18 protein-coding genes and 1 riboswitch are annotated in these 14,839 nt (G+C 30.3%); of the genes, 13 read left to right on the top strand and 5 right to left on the bottom strand.

Going from position 1 to position 14,839, the window contains the following annotated elements:
* Window positions 1-96: 96 nt before the first annotated feature.
* Window positions 97-1,413, bottom strand: coding sequence for an adenosylhomocysteinase (ahcY, locus tag LACAL_RS06210; protein WP_013869862.1), 1,317 nt, complete (start codon window positions 1,411-1,413; stop codon window positions 97-99).
* Between the two features lie 129 nt (window positions 1,414-1,542).
* On the opposite strand from ahcY, the gene LACAL_RS06215 reads away from it, so the two are divergent.
* From LACAL_RS06215 to LACAL_RS06250, 8 genes are all read left to right on the top strand, one after another.
* The gene (locus LACAL_RS06215) at window positions 1,543-2,169 is read left to right on the top strand and encodes a 4'-phosphopantetheinyl transferase superfamily protein (protein WP_013869863.1); all 627 of its coding nucleotides are present in this window, start codon (window positions 1,543-1,545) and stop codon (window positions 2,167-2,169) included.
* Window positions 2,170-2,898, top strand: coding sequence for a geranylgeranylglyceryl/heptaprenylglyceryl phosphate synthase (locus LACAL_RS06220; protein WP_013869864.1), 729 nt, complete (start codon window positions 2,170-2,172; stop codon window positions 2,896-2,898). It abuts the gene before it with no gap.
* A gap of 10 nt (window positions 2,899-2,908) precedes the next feature.
* Window positions 2,909-3,169: a thiamine-binding protein gene (locus LACAL_RS06225; protein ID WP_013869865.1), complete on the top strand. Its 261-nt coding sequence runs from the start codon at window positions 2,909-2,911 to the stop codon at window positions 3,167-3,169.
* The gene (gene pnuC / locus LACAL_RS06230; RefSeq protein WP_013869866.1) at window positions 3,153-3,785 is read left to right on the top strand and encodes a nicotinamide riboside transporter PnuC; all 633 of its coding nucleotides are present in this window, start codon (window positions 3,153-3,155) and stop codon (window positions 3,783-3,785) included. The genes LACAL_RS06225 and pnuC overlap by 17 nt, the downstream gene beginning before the upstream one ends.
* Window positions 3,746-4,315 (top strand): AAA family ATPase, encoded by a 570-nt coding sequence (locus LACAL_RS06235; protein WP_013869867.1) that lies wholly within the window; start codon window positions 3,746-3,748, stop codon window positions 4,313-4,315. Before pnuC ends, LACAL_RS06235 begins: the two co-directional genes overlap by 40 nt.
* Window positions 4,312-5,865, top strand: a complete 1,554-nt coding sequence (locus LACAL_RS06240; protein WP_013869868.1) for a DUF4301 family protein — start codon at window positions 4,312-4,314, stop codon at window positions 5,863-5,865. The genes LACAL_RS06235 and LACAL_RS06240 overlap by 4 nt, the downstream gene beginning before the upstream one ends.
* The gene (gene arfB / locus LACAL_RS06245; protein WP_013869869.1) at window positions 5,865-6,272 is read left to right on the top strand and encodes an alternative ribosome rescue aminoacyl-tRNA hydrolase ArfB; all 408 of its coding nucleotides are present in this window, start codon (window positions 5,865-5,867) and stop codon (window positions 6,270-6,272) included. Before LACAL_RS06240 ends, arfB begins: the two co-directional genes overlap by 1 nt.
* A gap of 86 nt (window positions 6,273-6,358) precedes the next feature.
* A riboswitch (TPP riboswitch) is annotated at window positions 6,359-6,450 on the top strand.
* 86 nt (window positions 6,451-6,536) lie between these two features.
* Complete coding sequence (locus LACAL_RS06250; RefSeq protein WP_013869870.1) at window positions 6,537-8,798, top strand: TonB-dependent receptor; 2,262 nt, start codon at window positions 6,537-6,539, stop codon at window positions 8,796-8,798.
* A gap of 152 nt (window positions 8,799-8,950) precedes the next feature.
* Here LACAL_RS06250 and LACAL_RS06255 read toward each other — a convergent pair whose 3' ends face one another.
* On the bottom strand, window positions 8,951-9,406 hold the full coding sequence (locus tag LACAL_RS06255) for a hypothetical protein (protein WP_013869871.1): 456 nt from the start codon (window positions 9,404-9,406) through the stop codon (window positions 8,951-8,953).
* Window positions 9,407-9,582: 176 nt separating this feature from the next.
* On the opposite strand from LACAL_RS06255, the gene greA reads away from it, so the two are divergent.
* Complete coding sequence (gene greA, locus LACAL_RS06260) at window positions 9,583-10,056, top strand: transcription elongation factor GreA (protein ID WP_013869872.1); 474 nt, start codon at window positions 9,583-9,585, stop codon at window positions 10,054-10,056.
* A gap of 128 nt (window positions 10,057-10,184) precedes the next feature.
* Window positions 10,185-10,574: an HIT family protein gene (locus tag LACAL_RS06265; protein WP_013869873.1), complete on the top strand. Its 390-nt coding sequence runs from the start codon at window positions 10,185-10,187 to the stop codon at window positions 10,572-10,574.
* Here the strand turns inward: LACAL_RS06265 and LACAL_RS06270 are convergent.
* Complete coding sequence (locus LACAL_RS06270) at window positions 10,564-10,908, bottom strand: hypothetical protein (RefSeq protein WP_013869874.1); 345 nt, start codon at window positions 10,906-10,908, stop codon at window positions 10,564-10,566. The two genes, LACAL_RS06265 and LACAL_RS06270, sit on opposite strands and share 11 nt — an antisense overlap.
* A gap of 2 nt (window positions 10,909-10,910) precedes the next feature.
* On the bottom strand, window positions 10,911-12,074 hold the full coding sequence (locus LACAL_RS06275) for a PAS domain-containing sensor histidine kinase (RefSeq protein ID WP_013869875.1): 1,164 nt from the start codon (window positions 12,072-12,074) through the stop codon (window positions 10,911-10,913).
* Window positions 12,075-12,206: 132 nt separating this feature from the next.
* On the opposite strand from LACAL_RS06275, the gene LACAL_RS06280 reads away from it, so the two are divergent.
* The 3 genes from LACAL_RS06280 to aat all read left to right on the top strand — a co-directional run bounded on the left by LACAL_RS06280 (window position 12,207) and on the right by aat (window position 14,224).
* Window positions 12,207-13,061, top strand: a complete 855-nt coding sequence (locus tag LACAL_RS06280) for a flavin reductase family protein (RefSeq protein ID WP_013869876.1) — start codon at window positions 12,207-12,209, stop codon at window positions 13,059-13,061.
* Between the two features lie 44 nt (window positions 13,062-13,105).
* On the top strand, window positions 13,106-13,480 hold the full coding sequence (locus LACAL_RS06285) for a DUF3127 domain-containing protein (protein ID WP_013869877.1): 375 nt from the start codon (window positions 13,106-13,108) through the stop codon (window positions 13,478-13,480).
* A gap of 99 nt (window positions 13,481-13,579) precedes the next feature.
* On the top strand, window positions 13,580-14,224 hold the full coding sequence (gene aat, locus LACAL_RS06290; protein ID WP_013869878.1) for a leucyl/phenylalanyl-tRNA--protein transferase: 645 nt from the start codon (window positions 13,580-13,582) through the stop codon (window positions 14,222-14,224).
* On the opposite strand, the gene LACAL_RS06295 is transcribed toward aat, so the two are convergent.
* Entirely contained in the window at window positions 14,198-14,821 is a 624-nt protein-coding gene (locus LACAL_RS06295) for a DUF2490 domain-containing protein (RefSeq protein ID WP_237701015.1), read from the bottom strand. The two genes, aat and LACAL_RS06295, sit on opposite strands and share 27 nt — an antisense overlap.
* Window positions 14,822-14,839 lie beyond the last annotated feature (18 nt).

Below are 14,839 nucleotides of genomic sequence, written 5' to 3' on the forward strand. Positions count from 1 at the left end.
TTTAAATTTGTCTGTAAGCAAAAAATAATTTGTTTAAAAACAAAAAATCCTAAACGTTTAAGGTTTAGGATTTTTTTTATAATGAGATTTTTAATCTTAATATCTGTAGTGCTCAGGCTTATATGGTCCTTCTACGGTTACACCAATATAATCTGCTTGGTAATCTTTAAGTTCTGTTAACTCAACACCAATTTTTTCTAAGTGTAATTTTGCTACTTTCTCATCTAAATGTTTTGGTAACATATAAACGTCATTTTCATAATTATCACTGTTTTTCCAAAGCTCAATTTGTGCTAAAGTTTGATTTGTAAAAGAGTTACTCATTACAAAACTAGGGTGACCAGTTGCACAACCTAAGTTTACTAAACGACCTTCGGCTAAAATAATAATATCTTTACCATCAATAGTATACTTATCTACTTGAGGCTTGATAGTATTTTTAGTGTTTCCGTAGTTTTCGTTTAACCAAGCCATTTGTATTTCATTGTCAAAATGTCCAATGTTACATACTATGGTTTTGTCTTTCATTGCTTTAAAGTGCTCTGCACGAACAATGTCTTTATTCCCAGTTGTAGTAATTACAATGTCACTATTTCCAACGACAGTTTCTAATTTTTTAACTTCAAAACCATCCATTGCAGCTTGTAAAGCACAAATTGGATCAATTTCTGTAACGGTAACAATACTTCCTGCTCCTTTAAAAGACGCAGCAGTACCTTTACCAACATCGCCATAACCACATACAGTTACACGCTTACCAGCAAGCATAACATCTGTTGCACGACGTATAGCATCTACAGCACTTTCTTTACAACCATATTTATTATCGAATTTAGACTTGGTTACAGAGTCGTTTACGTTAATTGCTGGCATTGGTAAAGTTCCATTTTTTACACGTTCGTAAAGTCTGTGAACACCTGTTGTCGTTTCTTCACTTAAACCTTTAATTCCTTCAGCTAATTCTGGATATTTATCTAATACCATATTTGTTAAATCTCCACCATCATCAAGAATCATGTTTAATGGTTGTCTGTCTTCACCAAAAAATAAAGTTTGTTCTATACACCAATCAAACTCTTCTTCTGTCATGTCTTTCCATGCATAAACAGCGGTTCCTGCATCTGCAATTGCAGCAGCAGCTTGATCTTGTGTAGAGAAAATGTTACAAGAACTCCAAGTAACTTCTGCGCCTAAAGCTTGTAAAGTTTCAATTAAAACAGCAGTTTGAATAGTCATGTGTAAACATCCTGCAATTCTAGCGCCTTTTAATGGTTGCTCGTTTTTATACTCTTCGCGTAAACTCATTAAACCAGGCATTTCTGCTTCGGCTAATTCTATTTCTTTTCTTCCCCAAGCGGCAAGAGACATATCTTTTACCTTATTAGGTACGTAAGGAATTGTTTTAGTGCTCATATTTTTTTCTTAATTTTTATAAAATGATTAGCCTTTGGGATTTAGGACTTAAAATGGTTAAATTCGCCATAGAAAGTGATAAAAAGCCTTAGACGCTGCAAAGATAATCAATAGAATTTAGAATATTAAATGCCTCTTTATAAAACCATTAGTGTAAACTCACAAACTACTGTTAAAATCTGGAAGATAGAAGAGTCTTTTAGTGAATTAATGGATCCAATTTCTTTAAAAGATGACAGCCTTACTCGTGTTGGTAAGATGAAAAGCGAACTACACCAGCGTGGCTTTTTAAGTGTTAGGCATCTACTTGCTGCATTTGGCTATACAGACCACGATTTATATTATGATAATAATGGAAAGCCACATTTAAAAGATGGTAAAGAAATTTCTATTACGCACTCGTTTACATTTTCGGGTGTTATAATTAGTGATACTAAAATAGGAATTGATATAGAAAAGCAAAGAGAAAAAATTGTAAAAATAGCTGGTAAGTTTGTAGATTATGAGTTTGATTATCTAGACAAAAAATGTGCAGAATACGTTAAAAAACTTACTGTAATTTGGTGTATAAAAGAATCTTTATACAAATTATATGCAACTCCAGGATTAAGTTTTTTACAAAACACTTTGGTGATTCCTTTTGAGTTACAAGATAAAAAAACAATATCTTGGATAGATTATAATAACAAAAAAACGCGTTATAATGTTGAGTTTTTAGAGTTTGAGGGATTCACATGTGCTTATGCTTTACTTTAAATGAAAGAGATTTTAAATAATATAATACTGTCATCTAAATTAAAGAAACCATTGTTGGCTATTTTAATAGATCCAGATAAATTTAATATAAATAATACATCGCAATTTATAGATAAAGCTCATAAATCTAGGGCAACACATATATTTGTTGGAGGCAGTACAGTAAAAAAAAACGAAACTCAAGAGTTAGTTTTAGTTTTAAAAAAACACACACAGTTACCAGTAGTTTTATTTCCAGGAGATGTTAGCCAGCTTGCAAAAACTGCCGATGCTCTTTTGTATTTGGTTTTAGTTTCTGGCAGAAACCCAGAATATTTAATAGAGCAACAAATAAAATCTGTTCCATTTTTAAGGAGCACAGCGTTAGAAGTTATCCCAACCGGTTATATTTTAATTGATGGAAAAAAGCATACAGCAACACAAAAAGTAACAAACACAAAACCTTTAGATAGTGTTTCAGAAATTGTAGATACAGCAAAAGCTTCAGAGTATTTAGGCTATAAGTTAATATACTTAGAGGCAGGAAGTGGTGCAAAACAAGAAGTTTCAGCTAATATTATTAAAGCAGTAAAAAAAGATGTAAACTTACCATTAATAGTTGGTGGCGGAATAAGAAATAAAAAACAACTTGAAACTGCTTATAATGCAGGAGCAGATGTTGTGGTAATTGGTACTGCTTTTGAAGAAGACGAATCGTTTTTTAATGATTTAAGTAAAAATTTAGTTTAAAAATATAAGTATGAAAATTTCGGTAGAGTTAACTTTAACGCCATTACAAGATGATTTTGAGCCAGTAATAATTAAATTTATAAAAAAACTAAGAGCTTCTAACTTGAAAGTTTTAGAAAACCCTTTAAGTACACAGGTTTATGGTGATTATGATGAAGTGATGAGGTTGTTGACAACAGAAATAAAAGAATCGTTTCAGCTTATAGAAAATGGATTGATTTATATAAAAATTGTAAAATCAGATCGTCACGACTATGAACCAAATTTCTAACTTCTTTTTTGAAACTTACCAAAATAGAGAAACCTATTTAATAATTTTAGAAGCCATAGCTTTTGTTTTTGGTATTGCCAGTGTAGTTTTTGCAAAAAGAGAGAACATTCTTGTTTATCCAACAGGTTTAGTAGCAACAATTATTACAGTTTACATATTTCTACATGATGAATTAATGGGTGATATGATGCTGAATTTCTATTACTCTGTAATGAGCATTTACGGTTGGTGGAATTGGTCCAGGAAAAAAGAAGATAAATACGTTGTTCCAATTTCAAGAACAAATAATAAGGAAAAAGCGATAGGTTTTTTAATGTTTTTAATCACAATGGTAGTTACTTATTTTGTTTATAAAGCTTATGGTACAACAATAGACTCGTCTAATTATATAGATATTTTTACATCTGGAGTGTTTTTTACAGCAATGTGGTTTATGGCAAATAAAAAACTAGAAAACTGGACACTTTGGATTTTTGCCGATTTAATAACAGTCCCATTATATGCTTATAGAGGTTGGGGAATGTTTTCTCTACAGTATTTAATATTTACCATATTAGCAATACAAGGATATTTAACATGGAAAAAAAGCTTGAACAAACAAAAAGTGACTGCTTAAAAATAGCTTTATTTGGTCCAGAATCTACTGGGAAAACCACTTTAGCGAAAGCATTAGCAGCACATTATAAAACCAATTGGGTACCTGAGTTTGCACGTGATTATTTACAAAAAAAATGGAACGAAGAAGCAAAAATATGTGAGTTAGAAGATATTTTACCAATTGGTATTGGGCAAATGGAACTTGAAAATAAATTAACAAAAGAAGCAAATAAACTATTGTTTTGTGACACTAATCTTTTAGAGACTCAAGTCTATTCAGAAGTTTATTACTCAGGAGCTTGCCCAAACGAAATTAAAAAATATGCATTTAAAAACACTTACGATTTATACTTTTTAACGTATATTGATACGCCTTGGGAAGCAGACGATTTGCGAGATAAACCCAATGAAAGAGAAAAAATGTTTGATGCATTTCAAGATGCCTTAGAAAATAATAATATACCATACATTATTTTAAAAGGAACAAAACAAAAGCGTCTTGAAACAGCAATACAATATATAGACCAATTAATTAAAAGTAAGCCGTGAAATTTACTCAACAACAAATAGAGCAAATAGAAAAAAAAGGATTAACTCTAGAGCAAGTTTTTAAACAAATAGATATTTTTAAAACAGGATTGCCTTTCGTTAATTTAGAATCTGCAGCATCACTAGAACATGGTATAAATAAGCTAAGTGAAGCTCAGGAAAACTTTTATTTAAGCTATTATCAAGAAGAGAAAGATAATTTAGAAATTGTAAAATTTGTACCAGCTTCTGGTGCAGCAACACGAATGTTTAAATTTTTATTTGAGTTTTTGTCTAATTACAATAAAAACAAACAAACAATAAACTCTTACATTAATAAAAATAAGGCGACAGAGTTATCTCTTTTTGGTGTAGGTTTAGAAAAATTTCCATTTTATAAATATGTTTTAAATGAAGTCGAAAAATATGTTCCAAAATTTAAATCTCTATCTGTAGACGATAAAGCGCTTGAGTTTATAAAAACAATTTTAAATGAAGATAGATTAAACTTTGGTTTTTCTCCAAAAGGTTTATTACCTTTTCATAAGTATAAAGATCATATTGCTACAGCATTCGAGGAACATTTATTTGAAGCAGCTTTGTATGTTAAATCCAAAGGTGTTGCTAAAATTCATTTTACTATTTCAGAAATATATAAAAATAGATTTGACAAAGAGTTTGCTCGAATTCAAAAAATTGTTGAGCAAAAAACCAATACAAAATTCGAAATTTCATTTTCTTATCAAAAAAGTGCTACAGATACTATAGCGGTAAATTTAGAAAACGAACCATTTGTAGAAAGTGATGGAAGCTTATATTTTAGACCATCTGGTCATGGTGCATTATTATCTAATTTAAACGATTTTGAAGCTGATATTATTTTTATAAAAAATATAGATAATGTAGTCGTGTATAAATATGAAAAAGAAGTTGCCAAGCATAAAAAAATATTGGCAGGTATTTTAATTGAAACTCAAAAACAAGCTTTTAAATATTTAAAAACATTAGAAAAAAACACACTTACAGAAGAAAAACTACTTGAAATAGCTAAGTTTTTAAGAAGTAAAATGAATGTAATTATCTCTTTAGAATTTGAAAAATACTCTCTAAAATATCAAAAAGAATACCTAGTAAATAAATTAAACAGGCCCATTCGTGTTTGTGGTATGGTAAAAAATGAAGGAGAACCTGGTGGCGGACCATTTTGGGTAAAAGACCAAGCAAATAACATATCCTTACAAATTGTAGAATCTGTACAAATAGATAAAAAAAATAAGCACCAAAAAAGCATATTAAAACGCGCAACACACTTTAACCCAGTAGATTTAGTTTGCGGTATAAGAAATTATAAAGGTGAAGCATTCGATTTGTCTCAATTTGTAGATGAAAAAACCGCATTTATAACCATGAAAACAAAAACAGGAAAAGAAATAAAAGCTTTAGAACTTCCTGGCTTGTGGAATGGAAGTATGGCAAATTGGAATACTATTTTTGTGGAAGTACCGTTAGTAACATTTAATCCCGTAAAAACAGTAAACGATTTGCTAAAACCTACACATCAAATTTCATAATGTTTAATGAAGAGTTACTTATAAAAGAGTTTAATTTTAAAGCAATAAGAAGTTCTGGAGCTGGAGGACAGCATGTAAATAAAGTATCAACAAAAGTTGAGTTGTCTTTTGCTATTTTAGAATCTAACGTACTCAATGAAGAGCAAAAACAAAAAATTTTAAAAAAACTCGCAAACCGAATCTCAAAAGATGGTGCTTTTATTTTACAATGCGGAGAAAGTAGAAGTCAATACCGAAACAAAAATATTGCAATTTTTAAAACAATAGAACTACTAAAATCTGCTTTACGTACTAATAAAAAAAGAATATCTACAAAAGTTCCAAAAGCAGTAAAACTAAAAAGATTAAAAAATAAACGCCTAAACTCTAATAAAAAAACAAATAGAAAAAAGCCAGATTTAAATTAAAATAATACTTTTTTAAGAATTATAAACTAATAAAAAAGTAAGTGTAATTTATATTATTTAAAAAAATGTAGATTACCTTTGCAGCGTTCTCAAAAAAGGGGTGCCAATAAACGGCTGAGATCATACCCATTGAACCTAGAACAGGTAATGCTGTTTAGGAAATTTAAACAAAACAACTTTAGCATAAGTGAGAGTTTTTTGTTGTACAATAATTATTAAACAGAATAATTGCCTCTTTTTATTCGTAATTTAAATGAATTTCGAATGAAATCGATATTAAAAAATGCCATTTTAAGTTTAGCAGTCTTGCTAGCAACAACACATTTACTTGCACAAGAGATAAAGCAAGACACAACAAAAGTCGAAGCACTTAGTGAGGTTTTATTATCATCTACTCGGGCAAAAGACAAAACACCATTAGCTTTTACAAATATAAAAAAAGAGGAGTTAGAGTCTTTAAATTTAGGTCAAGATTTACCTATACTTTTAGATCAATTACCATCTGTTGTTACCACAAGTGATGCCGGTGCAGGAGTTGGTTACACTGGTATAAGAGTTCGTGGTAGTGACGCTACAAGAGTAAATGTTACTATTAATGGAATCCCTTATAACGATGCAGAAAGTCAAGGAACGTTTTGGGTAAATATGCCAGATTTTGTGTCGTCTGTAGAAGATATTCAATTACAACGTGGTGTAGGAACATCGGCAAATGGTTCTGGTGCTTTTGGAGCAAGTTTAAATTTAAAAACCTTAAATCCTTCGCAAACAGGATATGCTTCTACAACAAACGCTGTAGGATCTTATGGTACAAGAAAACACAATATAAGCTTTGGGTCTGGTTTAAATAACAACTTTTATGCTGAAGGACGATTGTCTAAAATTAAAAGTGATGGTTATATAGATAGAGCATCATCAGACTTATCTTCTTATTATACCGAAGCTGGATTTTTAAATGAAAACACCTCTATTAAAGCCATTGTTTTTGGTGGAAAAGAAATTACTTACCAGTCATGGTATGGAACTCCTGAGGCTGTAGTAAATAACGACAGAGAAGGTATTCAAGCATTTATAGATAGAAATTTCCCGTCTGATGCAGAAGCAGAAAACCTTTTAAACTCTGGTAGAACTTATAATTTTTATACTTACGACAATCAAGTAGATAATTACGAACAAACACATTACCAATTACATGTTTCTCACCGTTTTAATCAAAATTTTTCGGCTAATCTTTCAGGTAATTTTACAAGAGGAAAAGGCTTTTTTGAGCAATTTAAAGATAATGAAGAGTTAGGTGACTATTTTCCAGAAAATCCTAATGCGGCAGAAGAAGGTGATGTAGTTAGAAGACGTTGGTTAGATAATAAGTTTACTGCAATTGTATATTCTTTAAATTATAAAAAGAACAAACTTAACCTTTATTTAGGTGGTGGTTTTAACTCTTATAATGGAGATCACTTTGGAGAGTTAATTTGGGATTCTTTTGCTACAGAGGTGCCTATTAGAAGTGAATACTATTTTTCAGTTGGTGAAAAACGTGATTTTAGTACTTACATAAAAGGCGAATATGATATTAATAGTAACCTTTTTGCTTTTGTAGATGTGCAGTATAGAAAGGTTAATTATAAGTCTTTTGGTACAAGTTCAGATTTATTAAATATTGATGTTGATAAGGATTACGATTTTTTTAATCCTAAATTGGGTTTAACCTACAAGATTAATAATTTTAATAGTGTTTATGGGTCTTTTGCAGTGGCAAATAGAGAGCCAAATCGTGATGATTTAACTAAAAACCCTATAACACCAAAAGCAGAGCGTTTAAACGATTTTGAGTTTGGTTACAGACTTAAAAAACCTAATTATTATGCTACTGCTAATTTATATTATATGAATTATAAGGATCAATTAGTTTTAACTGGGGATTTAGATGATGTTGGCGATCCAATTAGACAAAATGTTGCAGAAAGTTTTAGAGCAGGAATTGAGTTACAGGCAGGTTATAAGTTTTCTAATAAATTAAGAATTGATGCTAATGCTACTTTTAGTAAAAATGAGATTAAAGAGTTTAATTATGTTGTGTTTGATACACAATATGACCCAAATACTTTCGATACTGTTTCTTATGAGCCTATAGTTACCAATTTAACTAATACAGATATTTCGTTTTCACCCAATGTTATTGCTGGAGGAACTTTAACGTATTCACCTATTAAAAACTTAAATCTTGGTTTTATTTCTAAATATGTTGGTAAACAATTTTTAGATAATACGTCTAGCGACTCTAAGAGTATTGACTCTTACTTTGTTAATAATTTTAACGCTTCGTTTAAATTACAACCAGAATGGATTAAAGAAATTTCATTTAATTTATTAGTAAACAATGTGTTTAATAGCGAGTATGTTTCTAATGGTTATACTTATAGTTATTTTTATAGACCAGAGAATTCTAATGATGATGCTGTGACAGAGAATTTTTACTATCCGCAGGCAAAAAGAAACTTTTTACTTGGGATGACATTAAAGTTTTAATTACAAATCTACTTATATAAAAAAAAGCGGCTCGATGCCGCTTTTTTTTATTGCGAAAAGGATAGTAGTGACATCCTTTTTATGACTTTAGGAATAAAAAGATATAACGTATAGCCTGGTTTTTAATGCTTTTTTTGCATTAAAAATTTGCTCTAATTATTATAGACTCTAATTACGTTACCGTTAACTTCTACTTGATATGGTACTAGTGTATATTGTCCTGTAGTACCGCTTTCTGGTAATCCATTGGCAATAAAATAAGAGTTGTCATCGTCACAACTACAGCTCGCAACTATGCCATTTACTGTTAGTGTTGAGCAATTGCTTATTTGGTGGTTTGGGTCGCTTAATTCCCAGGCTAAGTATGATGAGCCTGTATAGTAAACAACAATGCCGTTTATACCTATGTTTCCTCCTGTTACAATAACATGTTGCGATGGTATTAAAAGGTTGTTATATTGTGGTAAACCGGTGTCTATAAGGTTTTGAGTATCGAAAACGGCATTAGGAATATTTGGATTTTGGTTTTGATTATTTATATCGTCATCTTTTTTACAAGAATTTGTAAATGTGACCAATAGTAATAGTAATGTGGCAATTTTTTTCATTTTATAATTTTCTTTTCAAGCAGTGCAATTTACAATATTTCGTAATTGCGAATTAAATATTTTGTATATTTGTTGTACAATCTCGTGTATGCGGGATTTTTTCGTTAAGTCCCGAACTTGTTTCGGGATATTTTGAATATAGAAATTAACGAGTTTAGATTTTAAACGTAAAAATTATGAGTAAAGTATCATATTATACAGCTGAAGGCTTAAAAAAACTTAGGGAAGAGCTTAAGCATTTAAAAGATGTAGAGCGTGTTAAGGCTAGTAATGCCATTGCAGAGGCACGCGATAAAGGAGATTTAAGTGAAAATGCCGAGTACGATGCCGCTAAAGAGGCACAAGGTATGCTTGAAATGCGTATTTCTAAATTAGAAGACCAATTGGCTGGTGCTAGAATTATTGATGAAAGCCAAATGGATACCTCTAAAATTTTAGTGCTTTCTAAAGTGAAAATTAAAAACCAAACTAACGGTATGGAAATGAACTATACTTTAGTGGCTGATGGTGAAGCAGATTTAGCTTCTGGAAAAATTTCTGTTAATTCTCCAATAGGAAAAGGTTTATTAGGAAAAAGCGTAGGTGATGTTGCAGAGATTAGTGTACCTAGCGGTATTATGAAATTTGATATTATCGAAATTTCTAGATAATATTTGTAAAAAAAATAAAAAAACACAGTTTTTGTGTTTATATAATATTATTCCTGTTTTTACTAAAGAAACATTTAGTAAAGCAGGAATCTTTTTTTATCTTTAATTTTATAATACCAATATATTTTATGGCATCAATATTTACAAAAATAATTAATGGAGAAATACCTAGTTATAAAGTGGCAGAAACCGATGAGTTTTTAGCTTTTTTAGACGTAAACCCAAATGCAAAAGGCCATACATTGTGCATACCTAAAAAGGAGACTGATAAAATTTTTGATTTAGATAGAGTAGAATATGCTGGTTTAATGGAGTTTTCTAGGTTGGTAGCTAAGGCTATTGAAAAAACAATACCTTGTAAACGCGTTGGTATGTCTGTAATTGGTTTAGAGGTGCCACATGTTCATGTGCATTTAATACCTTTAAACTCTATGGAAGATGCTCGTTTTATAAATAAAGTAAGTTTAGATAAAGAGGCTTTTGAAGCTTTGGCTAAAGCAATACAAGCTAATTTATAAGTAATAAAATAGTTGCAGTAATTATTATTGCAAGTACTACACTTACTATAATCCAAAATAAAGGTTTTAACTTTTTAGATGCTTTTTTTGGATTAAAAGCTTTCATTTGGTAATTAAATACACGCTCTATATCTTCTGTCCATTGTACAGGAAATATTTGTGTATTACATACATTACACTCCATTTCTGTAGTAATATTTTCTGTAATAGATTTAGCAAACTTTGTGTCTACATATTCTTGCTTAAAAGTAAGTTCTAAACCTTCTTTACTAAAGCACTCTGGGCAATTATTATTAAACGCTACTGTTTTAACAGTAATCCATTTTTGAGCCATAATTAAATAGTTTTAAAGGTTATTTGCATTGTAGTACCTTTTTCAATAATAGATTGTGCAACTTTAATTTTACCACCATGAAAATCTTCAACAATTCTTCTTGCAAGAGATAAGCCTAATCCCCAACCACGTTTTTTTGTAGTATAACCAGGTTCGAAAATAGAGTTAAATTGTTTTTTTGTTAAACCTTTACCAGTATCTGTAACCATAATAAGTACTTTATTTTCAAGGTTAGATATTTTTATAGTTAAACTGCCTTTACCTTTCATGGCATCAATAGCATTTTTAACCAAATTCTCAATTGTCCAACTATATAATTGAGGGTTCAAATTTACAAAAACAGGTTGGTTAGGCGTTATAATTTTAAAATTTATAAGCTTTGAAGATCGCGTTTTTAAGTATTCGTAAGTTTTTTGGGTTTCTATTACAATATCTGCTTTTTCTAAGGTTGGTAGTGATCCTATTTTACTAAAACGTTCTGTAATAGTTTGTAATCTATCTATATCTTTTTCAATTTCAACTATGTATTCTGGGTTTACTTCTTCGGTTTTTAAAATCTCTGTCCAACCTATTAATGAGGACAAAGGAGTGCCAATTTGGTGAGCTGTTTCTTTTGCCATACCAGACCATAATTTATTTTGTGTTGCTATTTTAGAACTACGATAAAAAAAGTAAACTACAGCAGCAAACAGTATAATTATTAATAATAAAGCTAGTGGATAGTATTTTAATTTGTTTAAAGTATTTGAGTTTCCGTAGTAAATTTTGCCATAATAGTTTTCTTTATACTTAACATCTATAGGCTTGTTTTCTTTTTCAAATTGAAGTTTTATTTTCTTTAAATAAACATTGGTGTTTGAAATATTAGAGGTATCTATATTTTTTATAATGCTAATTTTATTGTCTGCATCAACCATTATCATAGGTGTTACAGATGTTGTGTCTGTAATAATTTTTTCTACTACAGCATTTACATCACTATCTAGATCATTAAAACTGTTTGAAAAATCACTTTGTGCTGCAGACCAAATTTCCATTTTAGCGCGTTCTTCGTCTTTAAACTTTTGGAAAAAAACATAGGTGTTCCAAAGTATAAGTGAGATAATAGCAAACGACGCTATAATTATAATCCAACGTAAAATTTGTCTGTTTTTTGTAAAAAACATGAGGTCTTTTTTTTATGGTAATATACTTAAAAAGTATATAATGTAGTATTGTTAATAATATTGTACAATCGCAGGATAATCTTTTTTTAGTTCGTTTACTAATTAAGTACCTTTGTGCAAACAAAAGTAACTATGACTTCTTTTGAACCTAAAGATTTAACGACAGCAAAGCTTCATGGGTATTTACTTAGTGCAGTAGCACCAAGGCCAATTGCTTTTGCAAGTACAATAGATGCTAATGGTAATGCAAATTTATCGCCATTTAGTTTTTTTAATGTGTTTAGCGCAAATCCGCCAATAATGATATTTTCTCCAGCACGACGTGTAAGAGATAATACCACAAAACACACATTAGAAAATGCAGAGGCAACTAAAGAGGTTGTTATAAATGTTGTGAATTATAATATTGTGCAGCAAATGTCTTTAAGTAGTACAGAGTACGGAAAAGGCATAAACGAGTTTGATAAAGCTGGATTAACCATGGTTAAAAGCGATATTGTAAAACCTTTTAGAGTTGCAGAGTCACCAGTACAGTTTGAGTGTAAAGTAAACGAGATTGTAAAATTAGGAACCGAAGGTGGCGCAGGAAATTTAATTATTTGTGAAGTTGTTAAACTACACATTAATGATGCTGTGTTAAATGAAAAAGGAAGCATAGACCAAGAGAAATTAGATTTAGTATCTCGTGCTGGCGGAAGCTATTATAGTAGAGCGAAATCTGGTTTTTTTGAAATACCTAAACCTTTAACAACATTAGGAATTGGTGTAGATATGTTACCAGTAGCTATAAAAAATAGTAAAATATTAACAGGTAACGATTTAGGTTTGTTAGCAAATGTTGAAGCATTGCCAACTCAAGAAAGTATTGAGGCTTTTGTAAAAGAACATGACATAACTTCACTTACCGAAGTAGAAAAGCATAAAAAGGCACAAAATTTGCTTAGTTATGGTGATGTTGAAAAGGCATGGAAAGTATTATTATCGTAGTAATACGATTTAAATTAGACGAATATTTAATAATTATATAGACAATGGAAGTACAAGGAAAAGTAAAATTAATTGGAGAGACGCAATCTTTTGGAAGCAACGGATTTAGAAAAAGAGAATTAGTTGTAACAACAGAAGAGCAGTATCCACAACACATAATGATAGAGTTTGTTCAAGATAAAGTAGATTTATTAAACAACTATCAAGTAGGTCAAGATGTGAAAGTAAACATTAATTTACGTGGTAGAGAATGGACTAATCCTCAAGGAGAAGTAAAGTATTTTAACTCTATTCAAGGATGGAGAATAGAAGGTGTTCAAGCAAATGCACCAGCAGGAGCTCCAGAAGTACCGCCAGCGGCTGCTTTTGAGCCAGCAACTAATTTAAAAGAAGAAGATCACGACGATTTACCATTTTAAGGTAAGCTTCTATCTATTCGCACATAATGCGAAACTTATAAAAAACGGTAATAGCATTAATTGTTATTACCGTTTTTATATTTTTAATAAAATTTACAAATGCATATATTAAATCAACATATAAATTTTCCTCAAATTACAGAAGCAGACCATGAAGGTTTATTAGCTATTGGTGGTGATTTATCTGTAGAGCGTTTGGTTTTAGCTTACAAAAGCGGCATTTTTCCATGGTTTAATGAAGACGAAGTCATTTTATGGTGGTCGCCAGACCCAAGATTTGTTTTATATCCAGAGGATTTAAAAGTGTCTAAAAGCATGAGGCAGTTTTTAAGAAATTGCAATTTTGAAGTTACTATAAATAAAGACTTTAAAGCTGTGATTACTAATTGTGCTAAGGTAAAACGTGTTGGGCAAAGTGGCACTTGGATTACCAACAGTATGATTAATGCTTATTGTAAATTACACAAATTAGGTTATGCAAAATCTGTTGAGGTTTGGGATAATAATGAGCTTGTTGGCGGTTTTTATGGTGTAGATTTAAATAATGGTGTGTTTTGTGGAGAAAGTATGTTTGCAAATAAAAGTAATGCTAGTAAAGCAGCATTTATAACTTTTATTCAAAATACCAATTATAGTCTTATAGATTGTCAAGTTTATACAGCACATTTAGAGCGTTTAGGTGCAAAAGAAATATCTAGAACTAAATTTTTAAGCTATTTAAATTTTAATAACTCCAGAGGTTAATACATGTAGTTTCTGGTTTTTTTCAATATTAAAACCTTCAAATCTATATTCTAATCCAAATTGTAACTTTAAGTTTTTAGAGTATAGCCAACCTAGTTGTGTAGTAATTCTATAATCCAGCTCTGGTTTTGTTGCTCTTGCAACACTATATAAAGCTTCGTTGGTAGCAACAATATAAGCTTCTCCAATATTTAATTGTTCACCATTTAATGGAAAATCTACAGCAAATCTATATCTAAATCTATGCGTTGTTTTTGGGTTTGTTATTCTTTGTTCGGCTCTAAATCTATGCCCAAACCTTAAAGCGCGTAGTCTTGTTATTGTATTAAATTGCTGCGTGATTCTTATTTCATTATTAGGGTGTTCAAACCAATCTCTATTTCTATACTGTAAACCAAGGCTAATACTATTATCTAAACTTAAACTATAAGTTGAAAAATGTTTAAAATCTAATTGTCTTATATGTGCATTAGTTGCTTCGTTATTATAAATATAATGGCGTGTAGAAACACTAAAGTTGTATTTGTAAATACCAGAAACTTTATGATTAATACTTAAATTATGCTCGCCTAATGCCGAAAAATAATTTTGAGCCATAAGACTAGAACTATAAAA

It is taken from the genome of Lacinutrix sp. 5H-3-7-4 (assembly GCF_000211855.2).
Taxonomy (GTDB): domain Bacteria; phylum Bacteroidota; class Bacteroidia; order Flavobacteriales; family Flavobacteriaceae; genus Lacinutrix.

Coding starts and splice junctions, on each gene's coding strand:
- LACAL_RS06270 (WP_013869874.1), bottom strand. CDS start 10,908: ATGGCTCAAAAATGGATTACTGTTAAAACAGTAGCGTTTAATAATAAT.
- pnuC (WP_013869866.1), top strand. CDS start 3,153: ATGAACCAAATTTCTAACTTCTTTTTTGAAACTTACCAAAATAGAGAA.
- LACAL_RS06215 (WP_013869863.1), top strand. CDS start 1,543: ATGCCTCTTTATAAAACCATTAGTGTAAACTCACAAACTACTGTTAAA.
- aat (WP_013869878.1), top strand. CDS start 13,580: ATGCATATATTAAATCAACATATAAATTTTCCTCAAATTACAGAAGCA.
- LACAL_RS06280 (WP_013869876.1), top strand. CDS start 12,207: ATGACTTCTTTTGAACCTAAAGATTTAACGACAGCAAAGCTTCATGGG.
- LACAL_RS06225 (WP_013869865.1), top strand. CDS start 2,909: ATGAAAATTTCGGTAGAGTTAACTTTAACGCCATTACAAGATGATTTT.
- LACAL_RS06220 (WP_013869864.1), top strand. CDS start 2,170: ATGAAAGAGATTTTAAATAATATAATACTGTCATCTAAATTAAAGAAA.
- ahcY (WP_013869862.1), bottom strand. CDS start 1,413: ATGAGCACTAAAACAATTCCTTACGTACCTAATAAGGTAAAAGATATG.
- LACAL_RS06255 (WP_013869871.1), bottom strand. CDS start 9,406: ATGAAAAAAATTGCCACATTACTATTACTATTGGTCACATTTACAAAT.
- LACAL_RS06295 (WP_237701015.1), bottom strand. CDS start 14,821: ATGGCTCAAAATTATTTTTCGGCATTAGGCGAGCATAATTTAAGTATT.
- LACAL_RS06235 (WP_013869867.1), top strand. CDS start 3,746: ATGGAAAAAAAGCTTGAACAAACAAAAAGTGACTGCTTAAAAATAGCT.
- LACAL_RS06285 (WP_013869877.1), top strand. CDS start 13,106: ATGGAAGTACAAGGAAAAGTAAAATTAATTGGAGAGACGCAATCTTTT.
- LACAL_RS06250 (WP_013869870.1), top strand. CDS start 6,537: ATGAAATCGATATTAAAAAATGCCATTTTAAGTTTAGCAGTCTTGCTA.
- LACAL_RS06265 (WP_013869873.1), top strand. CDS start 10,185: ATGGCATCAATATTTACAAAAATAATTAATGGAGAAATACCTAGTTAT.
- greA (WP_013869872.1), top strand. CDS start 9,583: ATGAGTAAAGTATCATATTATACAGCTGAAGGCTTAAAAAAACTTAGG.
- arfB (WP_013869869.1), top strand. CDS start 5,865: ATGTTTAATGAAGAGTTACTTATAAAAGAGTTTAATTTTAAAGCAATA.
- LACAL_RS06275 (WP_013869875.1), bottom strand. CDS start 12,074: ATGTTTTTTACAAAAAACAGACAAATTTTACGTTGGATTATAATTATA.